This window comes from Pseudoduganella plicata (genome assembly GCF_004421005.1).
GTDB classification, from domain to species: domain Bacteria; phylum Pseudomonadota; class Gammaproteobacteria; order Burkholderiales; family Burkholderiaceae_D; genus Rugamonas; species Rugamonas plicata.
The window spans coordinates 1,373,463-1,387,369 of sequence record NZ_CP038026.1; the positions used below are offsets into that span (position 1 = coordinate 1,373,463).

The 13,907-nt window shown below is 68.4% G+C and carries 10 protein-coding genes and 1 pseudogene; 2 read left to right on the forward strand and 9 right to left on the reverse strand.

Features of this window, described 5'->3' with window-relative positions; genetic code table 11:
• Positions 1-11: 11 nt before the first annotated feature.
• The 6 genes from E1742_RS05955 to E1742_RS05980 are packed head-to-tail and all read right to left on the reverse strand — an operon-like array spanning position 12 to position 7,593.
• Positions 12-812: an ABC transporter substrate-binding protein gene (locus tag E1742_RS05955; RefSeq protein WP_134383991.1), complete on the reverse strand. Its 801-nt coding sequence runs from the start codon at positions 810-812 to the stop codon at positions 12-14.
• 20 nt (positions 813-832) lie between these two features.
• Complete coding sequence (locus tag E1742_RS05960; protein WP_134383992.1) at positions 833-1,486, reverse strand: energy-coupling factor ABC transporter ATP-binding protein; 654 nt, start codon at positions 1,484-1,486, stop codon at positions 833-835.
• The gene (locus E1742_RS05965) at positions 1,483-2,190 is read right to left on the reverse strand and encodes an ABC transporter permease (protein WP_134383993.1); all 708 of its coding nucleotides are present in this window, start codon (positions 2,188-2,190) and stop codon (positions 1,483-1,485) included. Before E1742_RS05965 ends, E1742_RS05960 begins: the two co-directional genes overlap by 4 nt.
• On the reverse strand, positions 2,190-3,029 hold the full coding sequence (locus E1742_RS05970; protein WP_134383994.1) for a formate dehydrogenase accessory sulfurtransferase FdhD: 840 nt from the start codon (positions 3,027-3,029) through the stop codon (positions 2,190-2,192). The genes E1742_RS05965 and E1742_RS05970 overlap by 1 nt, the downstream gene beginning before the upstream one ends.
• Positions 3,026-5,842, reverse strand: a complete 2,817-nt coding sequence (fdhF, locus tag E1742_RS05975) for a formate dehydrogenase subunit alpha (protein ID WP_134383995.1) — start codon at positions 5,840-5,842, stop codon at positions 3,026-3,028. The genes E1742_RS05970 and fdhF overlap by 4 nt, the downstream gene beginning before the upstream one ends.
• Complete coding sequence (locus tag E1742_RS05980; RefSeq protein WP_134383996.1) at positions 5,839-7,593, reverse strand: NAD(P)H-dependent oxidoreductase subunit E; 1,755 nt, start codon at positions 7,591-7,593, stop codon at positions 5,839-5,841. The genes fdhF and E1742_RS05980 overlap by 4 nt, the downstream gene beginning before the upstream one ends.
• A 76-nt stretch (positions 7,594-7,669) precedes the next feature.
• Here E1742_RS05980 and E1742_RS05985 point away from each other — a divergent pair, with 76 nt between their 5' ends.
• Complete coding sequence (locus E1742_RS05985) at positions 7,670-8,752, forward strand: substrate-binding domain-containing protein (RefSeq protein ID WP_134383997.1); 1,083 nt, start codon at positions 7,670-7,672, stop codon at positions 8,750-8,752.
• 8 nt (positions 8,753-8,760) lie between these two features.
• Positions 8,761-9,177, forward strand: a complete 417-nt coding sequence (locus E1742_RS05990; protein WP_134383998.1) for a hypothetical protein — start codon at positions 8,761-8,763, stop codon at positions 9,175-9,177.
• A gap of 45 nt (positions 9,178-9,222) precedes the next feature.
• Here the strand turns inward: E1742_RS05990 and uvrA are convergent.
• From uvrA to E1742_RS06005, 3 genes and pseudogenes are all read right to left on the reverse strand, one after another.
• Positions 9,223-11,741 (reverse strand): annotated as a pseudogene (uvrA, locus tag E1742_RS05995) (excinuclease ABC subunit UvrA).
• A gap of 3 nt (positions 11,742-11,744) precedes the next feature.
• Complete coding sequence (locus E1742_RS06000; protein ID WP_134383999.1) at positions 11,745-12,428, reverse strand: SOS response-associated peptidase; 684 nt, start codon at positions 12,426-12,428, stop codon at positions 11,745-11,747.
• A gap of 70 nt (positions 12,429-12,498) precedes the next feature.
• Positions 12,499-13,686, reverse strand: a complete 1,188-nt coding sequence (locus tag E1742_RS06005; RefSeq protein ID WP_134384000.1) for an alpha/beta hydrolase family protein — start codon at positions 13,684-13,686, stop codon at positions 12,499-12,501.
• Between the last annotated feature and the right edge of the window lie 221 nt (positions 13,687-13,907).

Consider the following 13,907-nt stretch of genomic DNA (forward strand, 5'->3'; position numbering starts at 1 on the left):
GGTGATCGGAACTACTTCGCCGAAGGATAAAAAAGCTGCTGCCCCGAAGGCTTGAACGCGGCGATCTTCGCCTGCCCTTCCCTCGACGTGATCCACTCGATCAGTTGCTTCGCGCCCTTGTAGTTGATGCCGGGATGCTTGGCCGGGTTGACGGCGATGATGCCATACGGGTTGAACATCTTCGGATCGCCCTGCACGGCGATCGCCAGCCCCGTCTTGGCCTGGTAGACGCCATACGTGGCGCGATCCGTCAGCGTATAGCCCTGCAGCTCGGCCGCCATGGTCAGCACCTCGCCCATCCCCAGCCCGGCCGACACGTAGCGCGCGCCGGTCGGCTGCGCGCCGGCCTGTTTCCAGTACTGCTTTTCCATGATGTCGGTACCGGAGTTGTCGCCCCGCGAGATGAACTTCGCCGGGCCCGCCGCCATCTTCCTGAACGCGGCGATGACGTCCTTGCTGCCCTTGATGCCGTCAGGATCGGACTCGGGACCGACAACGATGAAGTCGTTGTACATCACGTCGCGCCGGTCGATGCCCCAGCCTTCGGCCACGAATTTGTCCTCGGCCGCGCGGGCATGCACCAGCGTCACGTCGACGTCGCCATTCTTGGCCAGTTCCAGCGCCTTGCCCGTACCGACGGAGATGACCTGCACCTTCGTGCCCGTCTTCGCCTCGTAGATCGGCAGCAGGTAGGCCAGCAGGCCGGAATTGTCCGTGCTGGTGGTGGTGGACATGCGCAGCGTCTGCTGGGCCGACGCGTTGCCGCACAGGGCGGCGGCAAGGGTCAAGAGAATCAGGGAACGGCGTTTCATGGGTACTCCTTGGTGAACAATCAGCGGTATTCGATATGCCCGTCGCGCAGCTTCAGGCGGCGCACGTCGGGCAGGTTGATCAGGTCGCGGTCGTGGCAGGCCATGACGACGGTGGTGCCGGCGCCCGTCAGCGTGGGGATCAGCGCGATGACTTGCTCGCGCGCTTCGCCGTCGAGGTTCGACGTGGGCTCGTCCAGCAGCAGCACGCGCGGCCGCAGCACGCGTGCCCGCGCCAGCGCCACGCGCTGCTTCTCGCCGCCGGACAGCATGGCCGGGTCGCTGCCCGCCAGATGCGTGACGCGAGCCCATGCCATCGCTTCCTCCACGCGCTCGCGAATCAACGCGCGGGGCGCGCCGCGCGCCGTCAACCCGTAGGCGACATTGGCCGGCACACTGGTGGAGAACATCACCGGATGCTGGTGGACGTAGACGATGGCATCGCGCAGCGCACGCGGATAGGGCCGGAACGGCAGCGGCGCGCCGTCGAAGCGCACGTCCTCGACGTCCGCATGCACCAGGCCTGCCAGGATGCGCAGCAGGGTGCTCTTGCCGGCGCCGTTGACGCCCGTCAGCACATAGGCGCTAGCCGATTCCAGCGCAAACTCGCGCAGGTCGAACAGCGTATGCGCGCCGTGGCGCTTGTGCAGCCGGCCGAACGACAACAGTGGCGTCATGAACGCCCCCGCGCCGCATGGGCGTCGCCCTGCAGCAGCATCAGTGCGCCGTTCATCGCCAGCGCGATGGCCACCAGCACGATGCCCAGCGCGATACCCTGCGCGAACTCGCCCTTGCTTGTCTCCAGGGCGATGGCCGTGGTGATCGTGCGCGTCTCCCCGGCGATGTTCCCGCCCACCATCATGGCACAGCCGACCTCGGAAATGACGCGCCCGAAGCCGCTGATGACGGCGGCCATGACGCCGAAGCGCACCTCGTACAGCAACGTCGTCATGACGCGCCAGCGCGACGCGCCGTGCGCGATCGCCGTCTCGGCCAGGCGCGGGTCGGCCGCCTGCACCGCCGTCAACGTAAAGGCCAGCAGCACCGGCAGCGCGATGACCACCTGTCCCGCCACGATGCCCGGCTGCGCGAACAGCCATTGCAGGGAACCCAGCGCCCCATGGCGCGACAGCAGGAGGTAGAGCAGGAGCCCGATCAGCACCGTCGGCAGCGACAGCGCGGCCTGCGCCAGCCAGATGACGAGCCGGCGGCCGGGAAACTGGTGCATGGCGATGACGTAGCCGGCGCCGACGGCCAGCGGCGTTGCCAGGAGCAGCCCGAGCATGCTGGTGCTGACGGAAATCCAGATGATGCGCCACAGGACGGGGTCACCCGTCAGCAGCAAAACGAAGGCATCGCGTACCGCATCCACCAACGCCATCAGCTCTCCAGCGCTTCCGGCTCAAATACGATGCGCTGCGGCGCCGCCAGCACCATGAAGTGCTTGCCGGAGCAGCGCGCCAGCAGGGTCATGCCCGTCTTCGCCGCCACCGTGTGGCCCATCTCCGTCGTGCCGGAGCGCGACAGCAGGAACGGAATGCCCATCTGCGCGCCCTTGATGACCATTTCGGACGTCAGCCGTCCGGTGGTATAGAACACCTTGTCGCCGCCCTCCTCGCCCGCCAGCCACATCAGGCCCGCGATCGAGTCGACGGCATTGTGGCGGCCCACGTCCTCGACGAAGTGCAGCAGGTTGCCGGCGCTGTCGAACAGGCCGCAGCCGTGTACGGAGCCGGCCTGCTTGTAGACGGAGGGCTGCGTGCGGATCGTTTCGACGATGCGGTAGATGACGGACTGGCGCAGGCGGGCATCCGGCAACGCGATGCTGTCCACTTCATCCATTACGGCGCCGAACACCGAGCCCTGGCCGCAGCCCGTCGTGACGACGCGCCGCGCCGTGCGTTCTTCCAGGTCCGGGACGCCGCCGCGCGTCGTCACGGCCGCGCTGCCGCTCTGCTCCGCCGTATCCCACGCGACTTCCACGGCTTCGATATCGTCCAGCGCCAGCAGCCGCTGGTTCCTCAGGTAGCCCAGCACCAGCGCTTCCGGCGCCGCGCCCAGGGTCATCAGGGTGATCAGCTCGCGCCCGTCCAGGTAGACGGTCAGCGGCCGCTCGGCGGGGATGTTCAGCGGCGCGGCGCGCTCCTTCTCGTCGCGCGCCGTGATGGGGCGCGTCAACGACAGCCGTGCGTCGGACAAACGGGGAAGTCTTGCGCTCATGCGGGTTCCTCGAGCCGCGCCAGGATCTGGCCGCCGCCATAGCTGCCCTGCAGTTCGACCGTGCCGCCCGGGGTGATGCGGATGGCGCAGTACTTGAACTCGGGAATCTTGCCGTACGGGTCCAGCGCGGCATTGGTCAGGCGGTTGATGGCCGCCTCGTAATAACAGAACGGCACGAACACGGCGCCGCGCGGCGAACTCTCGTCCGCCCGCGCATACAGCGCCACCGTGCCGCGGCGCGAGGCCAGCGTGATAACGCCGCCGGGCACGACGTTCAGCGCGGCCAGGTCGAGCGGATGCACCAGGGCCACGGGATCGGGCTCCAGTGCATCGAGCACCGTGGCGCGGCGCGTCATGCTGCCAGTGTGCCAGTGCTCCAGCTGGCGGCCCGTGATCAGCACCATCGGGTACTGCGCGTCGGGCCGTTCGTCGGCCGGAATGATGTCGGCCGGGACGAAGCGCGCCCGCCCTGTCTCGCGCGGGAACGCTTCCGTGAACACGACAGGCGTGCCGGGATGCTCTTCCTGCGGGCAAGGATAGACGACGGCATCCTCCCGCTCCAGCCGCTCCCACGTGATGCCGGCGATACTGGGCATCAGGCGGCGCATCTCGTCGAACACGGCCGAGACGTGGCCGTACTGCCAGTCAAGGCCCATGTGGCGGGCGATCTGCTCGACGATCCACAGGTCCTGGCGCGCGTCGCCTGGCGGGTCGACGGCCTGCCGGCCCATCTGCACCAGGCGGTCGGTGTTGGTAAACGTCCCGGTTTTTTCCGGGAACGCGCTGGCCGGCAGGATCACGTCCGCCAGATACGCCGTCTCGGTCAGGAAAATATCCTGCACCACCAGCAGGTCCAGCGCGGCCAGCGCTTCGCGCGCGTGGTTGGCGTCCGGGTCGGACATCGCCGGGTTCTCGCCCATCACGTACATGCCCCGCACCGTGCCGGCCAGGATGGCTTCCATCACTTCCACCACCGTCAGCCCGGGCTGGTCGTCCAGCGAGGCGGCAGGCACCTTCCACGCCGCCGCGAAGCGCTCGCGCACGGCCGGTTCCGTGACCCGCTGGTAGTCGGGATACATCATCGGAATCAGGCCCGCGTCGGACGCGCCCTGCACGTTGTTCTGGCCCCGCAGCGGATGCAGGCCCGTGCCGGGACGGCCAATCTGGCCCGTCAGCAGCGCCAGCGCGATCAGGCAGCGCGCGTTATCGGTGCCGTGCACGTGCTGCGAAATGCCCATGCCCCACAGGATCATCGAGCCTTTCGACGTGGCGTACAGCCGCGCCACGTAGCGGATCGTGTCCGCATCGATGCCGCACAGCGGCGCCATCGCCTCGGGGCTGTATTGCGCGACGTTGGCCACCAGCGCCTCGTAGCCGCTGGTGCGGCTAGCGATGAAGTCGCGATCCGCCAGATCTTCGGCGACAATCGTGTGCATCATCGCGTTCAGCAGCGCCACGTCCGTATCGGGCTTGAACTGCAAGGTGCGGTGCGCATGGCGCGCCAGTTCGGAACGGCGCGGGTCGCACAGGATCAGCTTCGTGCCGTTGCGTACCGCGTTCTTGATCCACGTGGCCGCCACCGGATGGTTAACGGTCGGGTTGGCGCCGATGACGATGACCACTTCCGCCTTCAGCACGTCCATCACGGGATTCGACACGGCGCCCGAGCCGATCCCCTCCAGCAGCGCGGCCACGGACGACGCGTGGCACAGCCGCGTGCAGTGGTCGACGTTGTTGCTGCCGAAGCCCGTTCGCACCAGCTTCTGGAACAGGTAGGCTTCTTCATTGCTGCCCTTGGCCGAGCCGAAGCCGGCCAGCGCCTTGCGGCCATGGTTGTCGCGGATGCGCGCCAGCCCGCCGCCGGCCAGCGCCAGCGCTTCTTCCCAGCTGGCTTCGCGGAACACTTCCATCACGCGTTCAGGGTCCATCGGGGCGCCGGCCGATTTCGGCACGCCGGCACGCCGGACCAGCGGTGTTGTCAGCCGTTGCGGATGGTGCGCGTAGTCGAAGCCGTAGCGGCCCTTGACGCACAGGCGGCCATGGTTGGCGGGGCCGTCGCGCCCTTCGACCGACATGATGCGGTTGGCGCGCACGTTGTAGGTCAGCTGGCAGCCCACGCCGCAGTACGGGCAGACCGAGGCCACCTGCTTGTCCGGCATTTGCAGCGCCGCGTCGCGCGCGGGCGCCAGCGCCCCCGTCGGGCAGGCCTGCACGCACTCGCCGCAGGCCACGCAGGTGGAGGCGCCCATGGCGTCGTCCATGTCGAAGACGATTTTCGCGCTGTCCCCGCGCAGCGCCAGGCCGATCACGTCGTTGGCCTGTTCGTCGCGGCAGGCGCGCACGCAGCGGGTGCACTGGATGCAGGCATCCAGGTTGACGGCAATGGCCGCGTGGCTGGTGTCGCGCGCCGGCTGCGCCCGCGCCGCAAAGCGCGGCTTGCCCAGTTTCAGCTTCACCGCCCATTCGTCCACTTCGTTATGGCGCGTGTAGGTTGCCTCCGGCAGGTCGGACTGCAGCAGCTCGAGCACCATCTTCTGCGCCGCGACGGCGCGCGCGCTGGCACTGTCCACTTTCATGCCCGCCGTGGGCACGCGGCAGCACGATGGCGCCAGCACCCGCTCGCCCTCGATTTCGACGACGCACGCGCGGCAGTTGCCGGCCGCGGCCAGGCCGTCCTTCCAGCACAGGTGCGGCACCTCGATGCCTTCGCGCCGCGCCACGTCCAGCAGCGTCTCGCCGGCGCGTGCCTGGACATCGCAGCCATTGAGCTGGAAGCCGATCGGTGGCAAGGAGGACAATTGAAGGTCGGTCATGCCGTCACCTCGTGCGGAAAATAGCGCATCACGCAATCGACGGGATTGGGCGCCGCCTGGCCCAGGCCGCAGATGGACGCGTCGCGCATCACCTGGGACAGTTCGCCCAGCAGCGCCGTATCCCAGCGCGGCGCGGCGATCAGCCCCACCGCCTTGGCCGTGCCGACGCGGCAGGGCGTGCACTGGCCGCACGACTCGTCGCGGAAAAAGGCCATCATGTTCCGGGCGGCCGCGGCGGCGCTGTCCTGTTGCGACAGCACGATGACGGCGGCCGAACCGATGAAGCAGCCGTAGGGCTGCAGCGTGTCGAAGTCGAGCGGCAGGTGTCCCAGCGCGGCCGGCAGGATGCCGCCGGAGGCGCCACCGGGCAGGTAGGCGTACAGCGTGTGGCCGTCCGCCATGCCGTCGCAGTATTCGTCGATCAGTTCGCGCACGGAGATGCCGGCCGGCGCCAGCTTGACGCCGGGCGACCTGACGCGACCCGACACGGAAAACGAACGCAGGCCCTTGCGGCCGTTGCGCCCTTGTCCCGCGAACCAGTCCGGCCCGCGCTCGACGATGTCGCGCACCCAGTACAGCGTTTCGAAGTTGTGTTCCAGCGTCGGCCTGCCGAACAGCCCGACCTGCGCGACGTACGGCGGACGCAGGCGCGGCATGCCCCGCTTGCCTTCGATGGACTCGATCATCGCCGATTCCTCGCCACAGATATAGGCACCGGCGCCGCGCCGCAGGTGAATGCGCGGCAGGCCGGCGATCGGTGCTTCGCCCTGCAGCCGCGCCAGCTCGCCCGCCAGCAGCGCGCGTGCGTCATGGTATTCGTCGCGCACGTAGATATAGATATCGTCGATGCCGACGACCCGGGCAGCCAGCAGCATGCCCTCGATGAAGCGGTGCGGATCGCGTTCCAGGTAGACGCGGTCCTTGAACGTGCCCGGCTCGCCCTCGTCCACGTTGACGGCCATCAGGCGGGGGCCGCCTTCGGCCTTGACGATGCGCCATTTGCGCCCGGTCGGAAACCCGGCCCCGCCCAGGCCGCGCAGGCCCGCGTGCTCCAGCGCCTCGATCAGCGACTCGCCGCTGCGCTCGCCCGCCGCGCAGGCGCGCAGCAGCGCGTAGCCGCCATTGGCGACGTACTCGTCGTAGCCGATATGGGCGGGTGCGGGCGACGTGCCGCGATCGACCGTTGCGGCAATGCTCTCGAGAGTGGCGGCAGGCACCGCGGCCTTGCCCACCAGGGCCGCCGGCGCCTGTTCGCAGCGGCCGATGCAGGGTGCGGCCAGCACGCGCACCTCAAGGCCCAGCAGCGCAGGCAGCCGGTCCAGCAGCGCGCGCGCCCCGGCCATCTCGCAGGACAGGCCGGCACACACCCGCACCGTCAGCCCGGCCGGTGCCGCCTCGCCCTCGCGCACGATATCGAAATGGTGATAGAACGATGCCACTTCATACACTTCCGCCTGCGCCATGCGCAGCTCCTGCGCCAGCGCGGCCAGGTGGTTTGTTGCCAGGCAGCCGTAGCGGTCCTGCAGCAGGTGCAGGAATTCGATCAGCAGGTCGCGGCGGCGCGGCGCACTGCCCAGCAGTGCCGTGACTTCGTCCAGCGCGACAGGGTCGACGCGCCGCCCGCGTGGCGCCTGGCGTTTGCGTTCGCGGCTCGACGGGACAGCTGCGGCAGCGGGGCAATGGGGATGATCGGGTGGCTCACAGCTGCCAGGTCTCTCGTTGTTGACGTTCGTATATGCTGCCGTCAGCATATGGGCCCGCGTGGACCGGCCCTCACGCGGAGCGTATCACGCGCGGTTGCGCTGCGGAATATGCTATTTTGAGCATATGTTCAAAGTAAAGATCCAGCCCCACTGGGAGATCAGCGTCCGTTCCGACATGCCTCTCGATACAGCCGCCCTGCTGGCGCTGCTGAAGGAAATCCAGGATACCGGATCGATCGCCCAGGCGGCGAAAGCCGTGCGCCTGTCGTACCGTTACGCCTGGGGCCTGCTGCGCGATGCGGAAGCCCAGTTCGCGCAGCCGCTGCTGACCACAGGCCGGGGCCGCGGTACCAGCCTGACGGCGCTGGCGGAAAAGCTCGTGTGGGCGGACCGGCGCATCGCCGCGCGGCTCTCGCCGACGCTGGAAAGCCTGGCCTCCGAGCTCGAAGGCGAACTGGGCAAGATGGTCGCGGGCGAGCCGCGCACCGTGCGCCTGGACGCCAGCCATGGCTTCGCCGTGGCCGCGCTGACGCAACACCTGCAGGCGCTGCAACTGCCCGTGGAGCTACGCTACCGCAACAGCGCGGATGCCCTGGCGGCGCTCGCCCGCGGGGAATGCGACCTGGCGGGTTTCCACGTTCCCATCGGCGCGTTCGAGCAGCCGCTGGTCGCCAGCAGTCTGCGCTGGCTCGACCCGGCGCGTCACTGCCTGCTGCACCTGGCCGTGCGCGAACAGGGCCTGTTCGTCGCCCCCGGCAATCCGCTGGGGCTGCAGGGCATTGCCGACCTGGCGGGGCCCGGCATCCGCTTCGTCAACCGCCAGACGGGATCGGGCACGCGGCTGCTGCTGGAGATGCTGCTGGCCGAGGCGCGTATCGATGCCGCCGCCATCAATGGCTTCGGCAGCGCCGAATTCACCCACAGCGCGGTGGCGGCCTATATCGCCAGTGGCATGGCGGATGTTGGCCTGGGCGTACGCACGGCCGCGGAGCGCTTTGGCCTCGATTTCATTCCGCTGCTGCGCGAGCGCTATTTCCTGGCCCTTAGCCGCACGGCCGCGGACGAACCGCCGCTGCGCGACGTGATCGACGTGCTGCGCTCGGCCGCCTGCCACACGCTCATCGATGCGCTGCCCGGCTACGACGCCGCAGCCACGGGCACCATCCAGTCGCTGGCCGAAGCCTTCGGCACGGGCACCACCGGCTGAGGGACGGCATGGACGACACCGGCCTGTTCCCACAGCTTGCGGGCACGCTGAAAGGCGGCGTGCTACTGGCATTGCTGCTGCATGCGCTGGCGCTGGTGCCGCAATGGCGTGCGCGCTACTTCAACCCGCGCTTCCTGAACCTGACGTTGACGGGATTGCTGCTGGGCGTCGTGCATGGCTGCGTCATCGCGCTGGCGCAGCGCGAGCTGGCCGCTGGCGCCGGCGCGGACGTCGCAGTCGCCTGGGCGCTGGCTGTCGCGGGCACACTTAATGTCGCCATCGCCGTGCAGAACCTCCTGGCGGTGCACGCGCTCGTACACCTGCATCGGCCCAGCGCCATCGCCGCGCAGCGGCTGCGCGGCGCCGTTACGCCGATGGCGTGGGTCAGTGCCGGATTGGCCGTTGTCGCGTACTTCGCACTGTGACCGGCGCGGCGCGGGAGCGCTTGCGAAAGGCCGAAGCGGTGGCAATCAGGCGCCCAGGAAGCGCTTCAGATACGGCGCGGTACGGCTGTCCGCGCTGCGCGCCACCTCCCGCGGCGGCCCGGCCGCCACGACCGTCCCGCCCTCCTCGCCCGCGCCAGGCCCGATATCGATGACCCAGTCGCAGGCAGCCACCACGCGCATATCGTGTTCGACGGCCACGACCGTATTGCCGGCGTCGACCAGCTTCTGCAACTGCACGATCAGCCGCTCCACGTCGGCCGCATGCAGGCCCGTGGTGGGTTCGTCCAGCACGTACAAGGTGTCGCCGCGCGATGCGCGCTGCAGTTCCGTGGCTAGCTTGATGCGCTGCGCCTCACCGCCGGACAGCTCCGTGGCCGGCTGGCCCAGGCGCAGGTAGCCCAGCCCCACTTCGCGCAGCACGTCGAGCGCGCGGTACAGTGCCGGCTCGTCGGCAAAGAACTCCCAGGCCGCGTCCACCGTCATCCCGAGCACTTCGGCCACGTTGCGGTCGCGGTACGTGACCTCCAGCGTTTTCGCGTTGTAGCGGGCGCCCGCGCAGACCGGGCACGGGGCATATACGCTGGGCAGGAACAACAGCTCCACCATGACGAAGCCTTCGCCCTCGCAGTTGCCGCAGCGCCCTTTCGCCACGTTGAACGAGAAGCGTCCGGCGTCGTACTTGCGCGCCCTGGCGGTTTTGGTGGCGGCAAACAGCTTGCGCACGTGGTCGAACAATCCTGTGTAGGTGGCCAGGTTCGAGCGGGGCGTGCGGCCGATGGGTTTCTGGTCCACCCGCACCATGCGGCGCACGTGCTCCAGGCCCGACGCGATGCGGCCCTCCAGCGGCGTCTCTGCGGTGCGTTCCAGCTCTTCGCTTTCTTCCGGCTCGGCGGCCATCTCCTGCCCCAGTCCCCGCGCCACCAGCTCCACCAGCACCTGGCTGACGAGGCTCGACTTGCCGGAGCCGGAAACGCCCGTGACGGCCGTGAAGACCCCAGCGGGAAGTCGGCATCGAGCTTGTCGAGGTTGTTGCGGGTGATGCCGCGCAGGCGCAGCCACGCCGCCGGGTCACGCACGTCGCGCACCGGCGGTGCCCCATCGGGGAACAGATAGTGCCGCGTTTGCGAGCGCTCCACTTTCTTCAGACCCTCGGGCGCACCGCTATATAACAGCTGGCCGCCCTGCTCGCCCGCGGCCGGCCCCACGTCGACAATCCAGTCGGCATGGCGGATGACGTCCAGCGCATGCTCGACAACGAACAGCGAATTGCCCGCCTCCTTCAGCCGCGCCATCGCACGCAGCAGCGCCACCGTGTCGGCCGGATGCAGCCCGGCGGACGGCTCGTCCAGTACGTAGACAACGCCGAACAAGTTCGAACGCACCTGCGTGGCCAGCCGCAGGCGCTGCAGCTCGCCCGGCGACAGCGTGGGCGTGCTGCGGTCCAGCGTCAGGTAGCCCAGGCCCAGGTCCAGCAGCACGTCCAGCCGCGCCAGGACGTCCTCGGCGATGCGCTGCGTGACGATCAGCTTTTCCGGATGGGCCGCGCGCTGTTTCGCGCTGACCTTCGCGCTGCCGTCCGCGTACGGGCGCATCGTGTGCGCCAGGCGCGCCAGCGGCAGCCGCGAAATGTCGGTGATGTCCATGCCGGCAAATGTGACGGACAGCGATTCCGCCCGCAGCCGCTTGCCGCGGCAGACCGGACACTCGTTGCTGACCATGTAGCGCGCCACGCGCTTCTTCATCGACGCGCTTTCCGTGTTGGCGAACGTCTGCAGCACGTATTTGCGCGCGCCCGTGAACGTGCCCTGGTAGCTCGGCGTCTCCTTGCGCTTGAGCGCGCGGCGCGTCTCTTCCGGGCTCAAGCCGGCGTACACGGGTACCGTCGGCGTCTCGTCCGTGAACAGGATCCAGTCGCGGTCCTTTTTGGGCAGGTCGCGCCATGGCGTGTCGACGTCATAACCCAGCGTGACGAGGATGTCGCGCAGGTTCTGGCCGTGCCATGCGGGCGGCCATGCGGCGACAGCCCGGTCGCGGATCGTCAGCGTGTCGTCCGGCACCATCGAATCCTCCGTCACCTCGTAGACCCGGCCCAGGCCATGGCATTGCGTGCACGCGCCCTCGGGGGTATTGGGCGAGAACGACTCGGCGTACAGCAGCTCCTGGCCGGCGGGATAGTCGCCGGCACGCGAGTACAGCATGCGCAGTGAATTCGACAGCGTGGTGACGCTGCCGACCGACGAACGCGTCGTCGGCGAGCCGCGCTGCTGCTGCAGGGCGACGGCCGGCGGCAGGCCGTCGATCTCGTCGACCTGCGGCACGGGCATCTGGTGGAACAGCCGGCGCGCATACGGCGAGACGGACTCCAGATAGCGCCGCTGCGCCTCTGCGTACAGCGTGCCGAATGCCAGCGACGACTTGCCGGAGCCGGACACGCCCGTGAACACCACCAGCGCATCGCGCGGGATATCCAGATCGACGTTTTTCAGGTTGTGTTCGCGCGCACCGCGCACCCGGACCATGCCGGGCAGGTGTTTGTTCGTCATGAGTCAGTCGGCCAGTGGAACGTCGATGGGGAGCACCAAGTGGGCGCCGTCGCGCCCCGCGTAATTGACTTCGGGGCTGACCTTGTGCCATTCGAAGGCATCCGGACCCAGCGCCATCTGCCGGGCCAGCATTTCGGCCTGCGCGGCGGAGATGTCCGGGTCCAGCCAGGTGGCGGCATCGGCGGCGTTGAGAACGACCGGACGGCGGTCGTGCACGTCCACCATGCCGCCTTCGGCATCGGCCGTAATCAGCACGAAGCCCGATTCCGCCTTGTGCTCCTTGAACGGACCGAAGTTCGCCAGCGCCAGCATGAAGATGGGTTCGCGGTCCTTGCGGTGAATGTGCCATGGCTGGCGCTTGCCTTTCTCGCCCGTCCACTCGTACCAGCCATTGGCCGGCACGACGGCGCGGCCCGTTTTCAGCAGCTTGCCCCAGTAGTTATTGGTGAGTTTTTCCAGGCGCGCGTTGACGCAGACTGGCAGCTTGGCCGCGGCCCAGGCGGCGCGATAGCCCCAGAACAGGTCGTCCACGGCGGGCTCGCCATCCTGCATGTGGATGACGGGCCGGTACGTGCCGGGGGCGGCGTTGAAGGTCGGCTCGGCCTGCGTCCGATAGGCCGCGTCGGCCCAGCCGAAAGCGGCGATGTATCGCCGCGCAATGTCGTTTTGATCGAAGCGTCCACACATGCCCCCATCATAGCAGCAGGGTCCGCGCGCTTCGCGCACTGCTGTAAGGAAGCAAAGCGCGGGAAGTGCGTTACTCCGTGCGGCCCGCCGCCGTGTTGTTGGCCGGGTCCGCCCCGTCGGTCCAGACGACGTAGTCGTCCACCGTGTACAGGCGGCACGGCTGCTTGCTGGCACCCTGGCAGGCCGCCAGTGCGCGCTCGTTGACGGACTCGCCCTCTTCCGCCCAGCCCCAGGCGCCGCTGGACGACACGGCGAAGGCGCGCGGCGTCTGCTTCGACAGGAAGGCGCGGTACTGCTGGCGGCCCCGCTCCGGCAGGAACGGCACGGCGGCCACGTCGTCCAGCGCGGCGAAGTTCGTGGCCGGCTGCGGCACCGGTTCGGCCACGGCATACACCTGCTCCGTCGGCATGCCGATGCGCTGCAGGAAGCGCTCCACTTCCGGCAGCCAGATCGGCATGCCGTCACGGCTGCCCAGCATCGTGTGGGCGTCGTGCTTGAACGGCCCGTAGGCCACCAGGTTCACGCGGCCGCCGTTGCCGTTGAACGCGGCGTACAGGCGGTTGACCAGCTGCGGGCCGAAGTAGCTGTCGTTGGCGCCGTACATCCACAGCGTTTCGATGCGGTTCTTGCGGCCGTATTCGGCGAATGCATTGACGAGCGCCTCCTGCCAGTCGCAGCTGCCGCCATGGACCTTCAGGCCGCCTGCGAAATTCATGACGCCGCGCACGCCCGGCAGGTCCTGCGTGGACAGCGCCACGCTGGCCAGGCCGCCGTACGACTGGCCGGCGATGACGATATGATCGGCGTCGATCCAGCTCTGCTGGCGCGCGAACGCGACAACGTCGGCGATGTCGCCGGCCTGCTGGTAACCGTTGGCTTTCATATTGCAGCCGTAGTCCGTGTACGTGCCGGTGGACCGGGAAAAGCCCGTGCGCATGGGCACCATGACGGCGTAGCCACGCTTGACGAACTGGGCGGCCATATAGACGAAGCGGTCGCGCGACTGGGCCTTCGGGTCGCCGGGCGACTTGCCGTGGTTGATGACCAGCAGCGGGAACGGCCCGGTGCCGTTCGGCTTGTACAAGGTGGTCTCCAGCTTCACGTTCAGCGCCGTGCCGGCAGGGACGCCGATGACTTCCTCGTTCAGGCGCGTATCGAGCGGCAGCGCGACGGCCTGGGCCTGGGCGGACGAAACCAGGCCGCAAGCAAGGATGGCGGCGCTGGCGAAGTGACGAAGGCGGGCGGGAGCGGGAAACATAGGAACCGTGGTGCTATCAGGAAATTGGCGTATGGAAATAATCCGATTCTGGTGTCAATGTTCCCCGATTGCAATCCAAAAAGATCAACGGCAGCGATTAAATTGCTTGCCGCACGGTGATTGTTGCGTTGACGCATCTGTTGCGTGAACACGGCTGCAAACTGTTGCCGGGATGGGATTGCAGCGCGTTGAACGGCGCACGGTGGGATTGATTGCAGTAA

Bases quoted from the DNA above. Each gene is read 5' to 3' on its own strand.
- E1742_RS05955 (WP_134383991.1), bottom strand. From the start codon at position 812: ATGAAACGCCGTTCCCTGATTCTCTTGACCCTTGCCGCCGCCCTGTGC.
- E1742_RS05960 (WP_134383992.1), bottom strand. From the start codon at position 1,486: ATGACGCCACTGTTGTCGTTCGGCCGGCTGCACAAGCGCCACGGCGCG.
- E1742_RS05965 (WP_134383993.1), bottom strand. From the start codon at position 2,190: ATGGCGTTGGTGGATGCGGTACGCGATGCCTTCGTTTTGCTGCTGACG.
- E1742_RS05970 (WP_134383994.1), bottom strand. From the start codon at position 3,029: ATGAGCGCAAGACTTCCCCGTTTGTCCGACGCACGGCTGTCGTTGACG.
- fdhF (WP_134383995.1), bottom strand. From the start codon at position 5,842: ATGACCGACCTTCAATTGTCCTCCTTGCCACCGATCGGCTTCCAGCTC.
- E1742_RS05980 (WP_134383996.1), bottom strand. From the start codon at position 7,593: ATGCTGACGGCAGCATATACGAACGTCAACAACGAGAGACCTGGCAGC.
- E1742_RS05985 (WP_134383997.1), top strand. From the start codon at position 7,670: ATGTTCAAAGTAAAGATCCAGCCCCACTGGGAGATCAGCGTCCGTTCC.
- E1742_RS05990 (WP_134383998.1), top strand. From the start codon at position 8,761: ATGGACGACACCGGCCTGTTCCCACAGCTTGCGGGCACGCTGAAAGGC.
- E1742_RS06000 (WP_134383999.1), bottom strand. From the start codon at position 12,428: ATGTGTGGACGCTTCGATCAAAACGACATTGCGCGGCGATACATCGCC.
- E1742_RS06005 (WP_134384000.1), bottom strand. From the start codon at position 13,686: ATGTTTCCCGCTCCCGCCCGCCTTCGTCACTTCGCCAGCGCCGCCATC.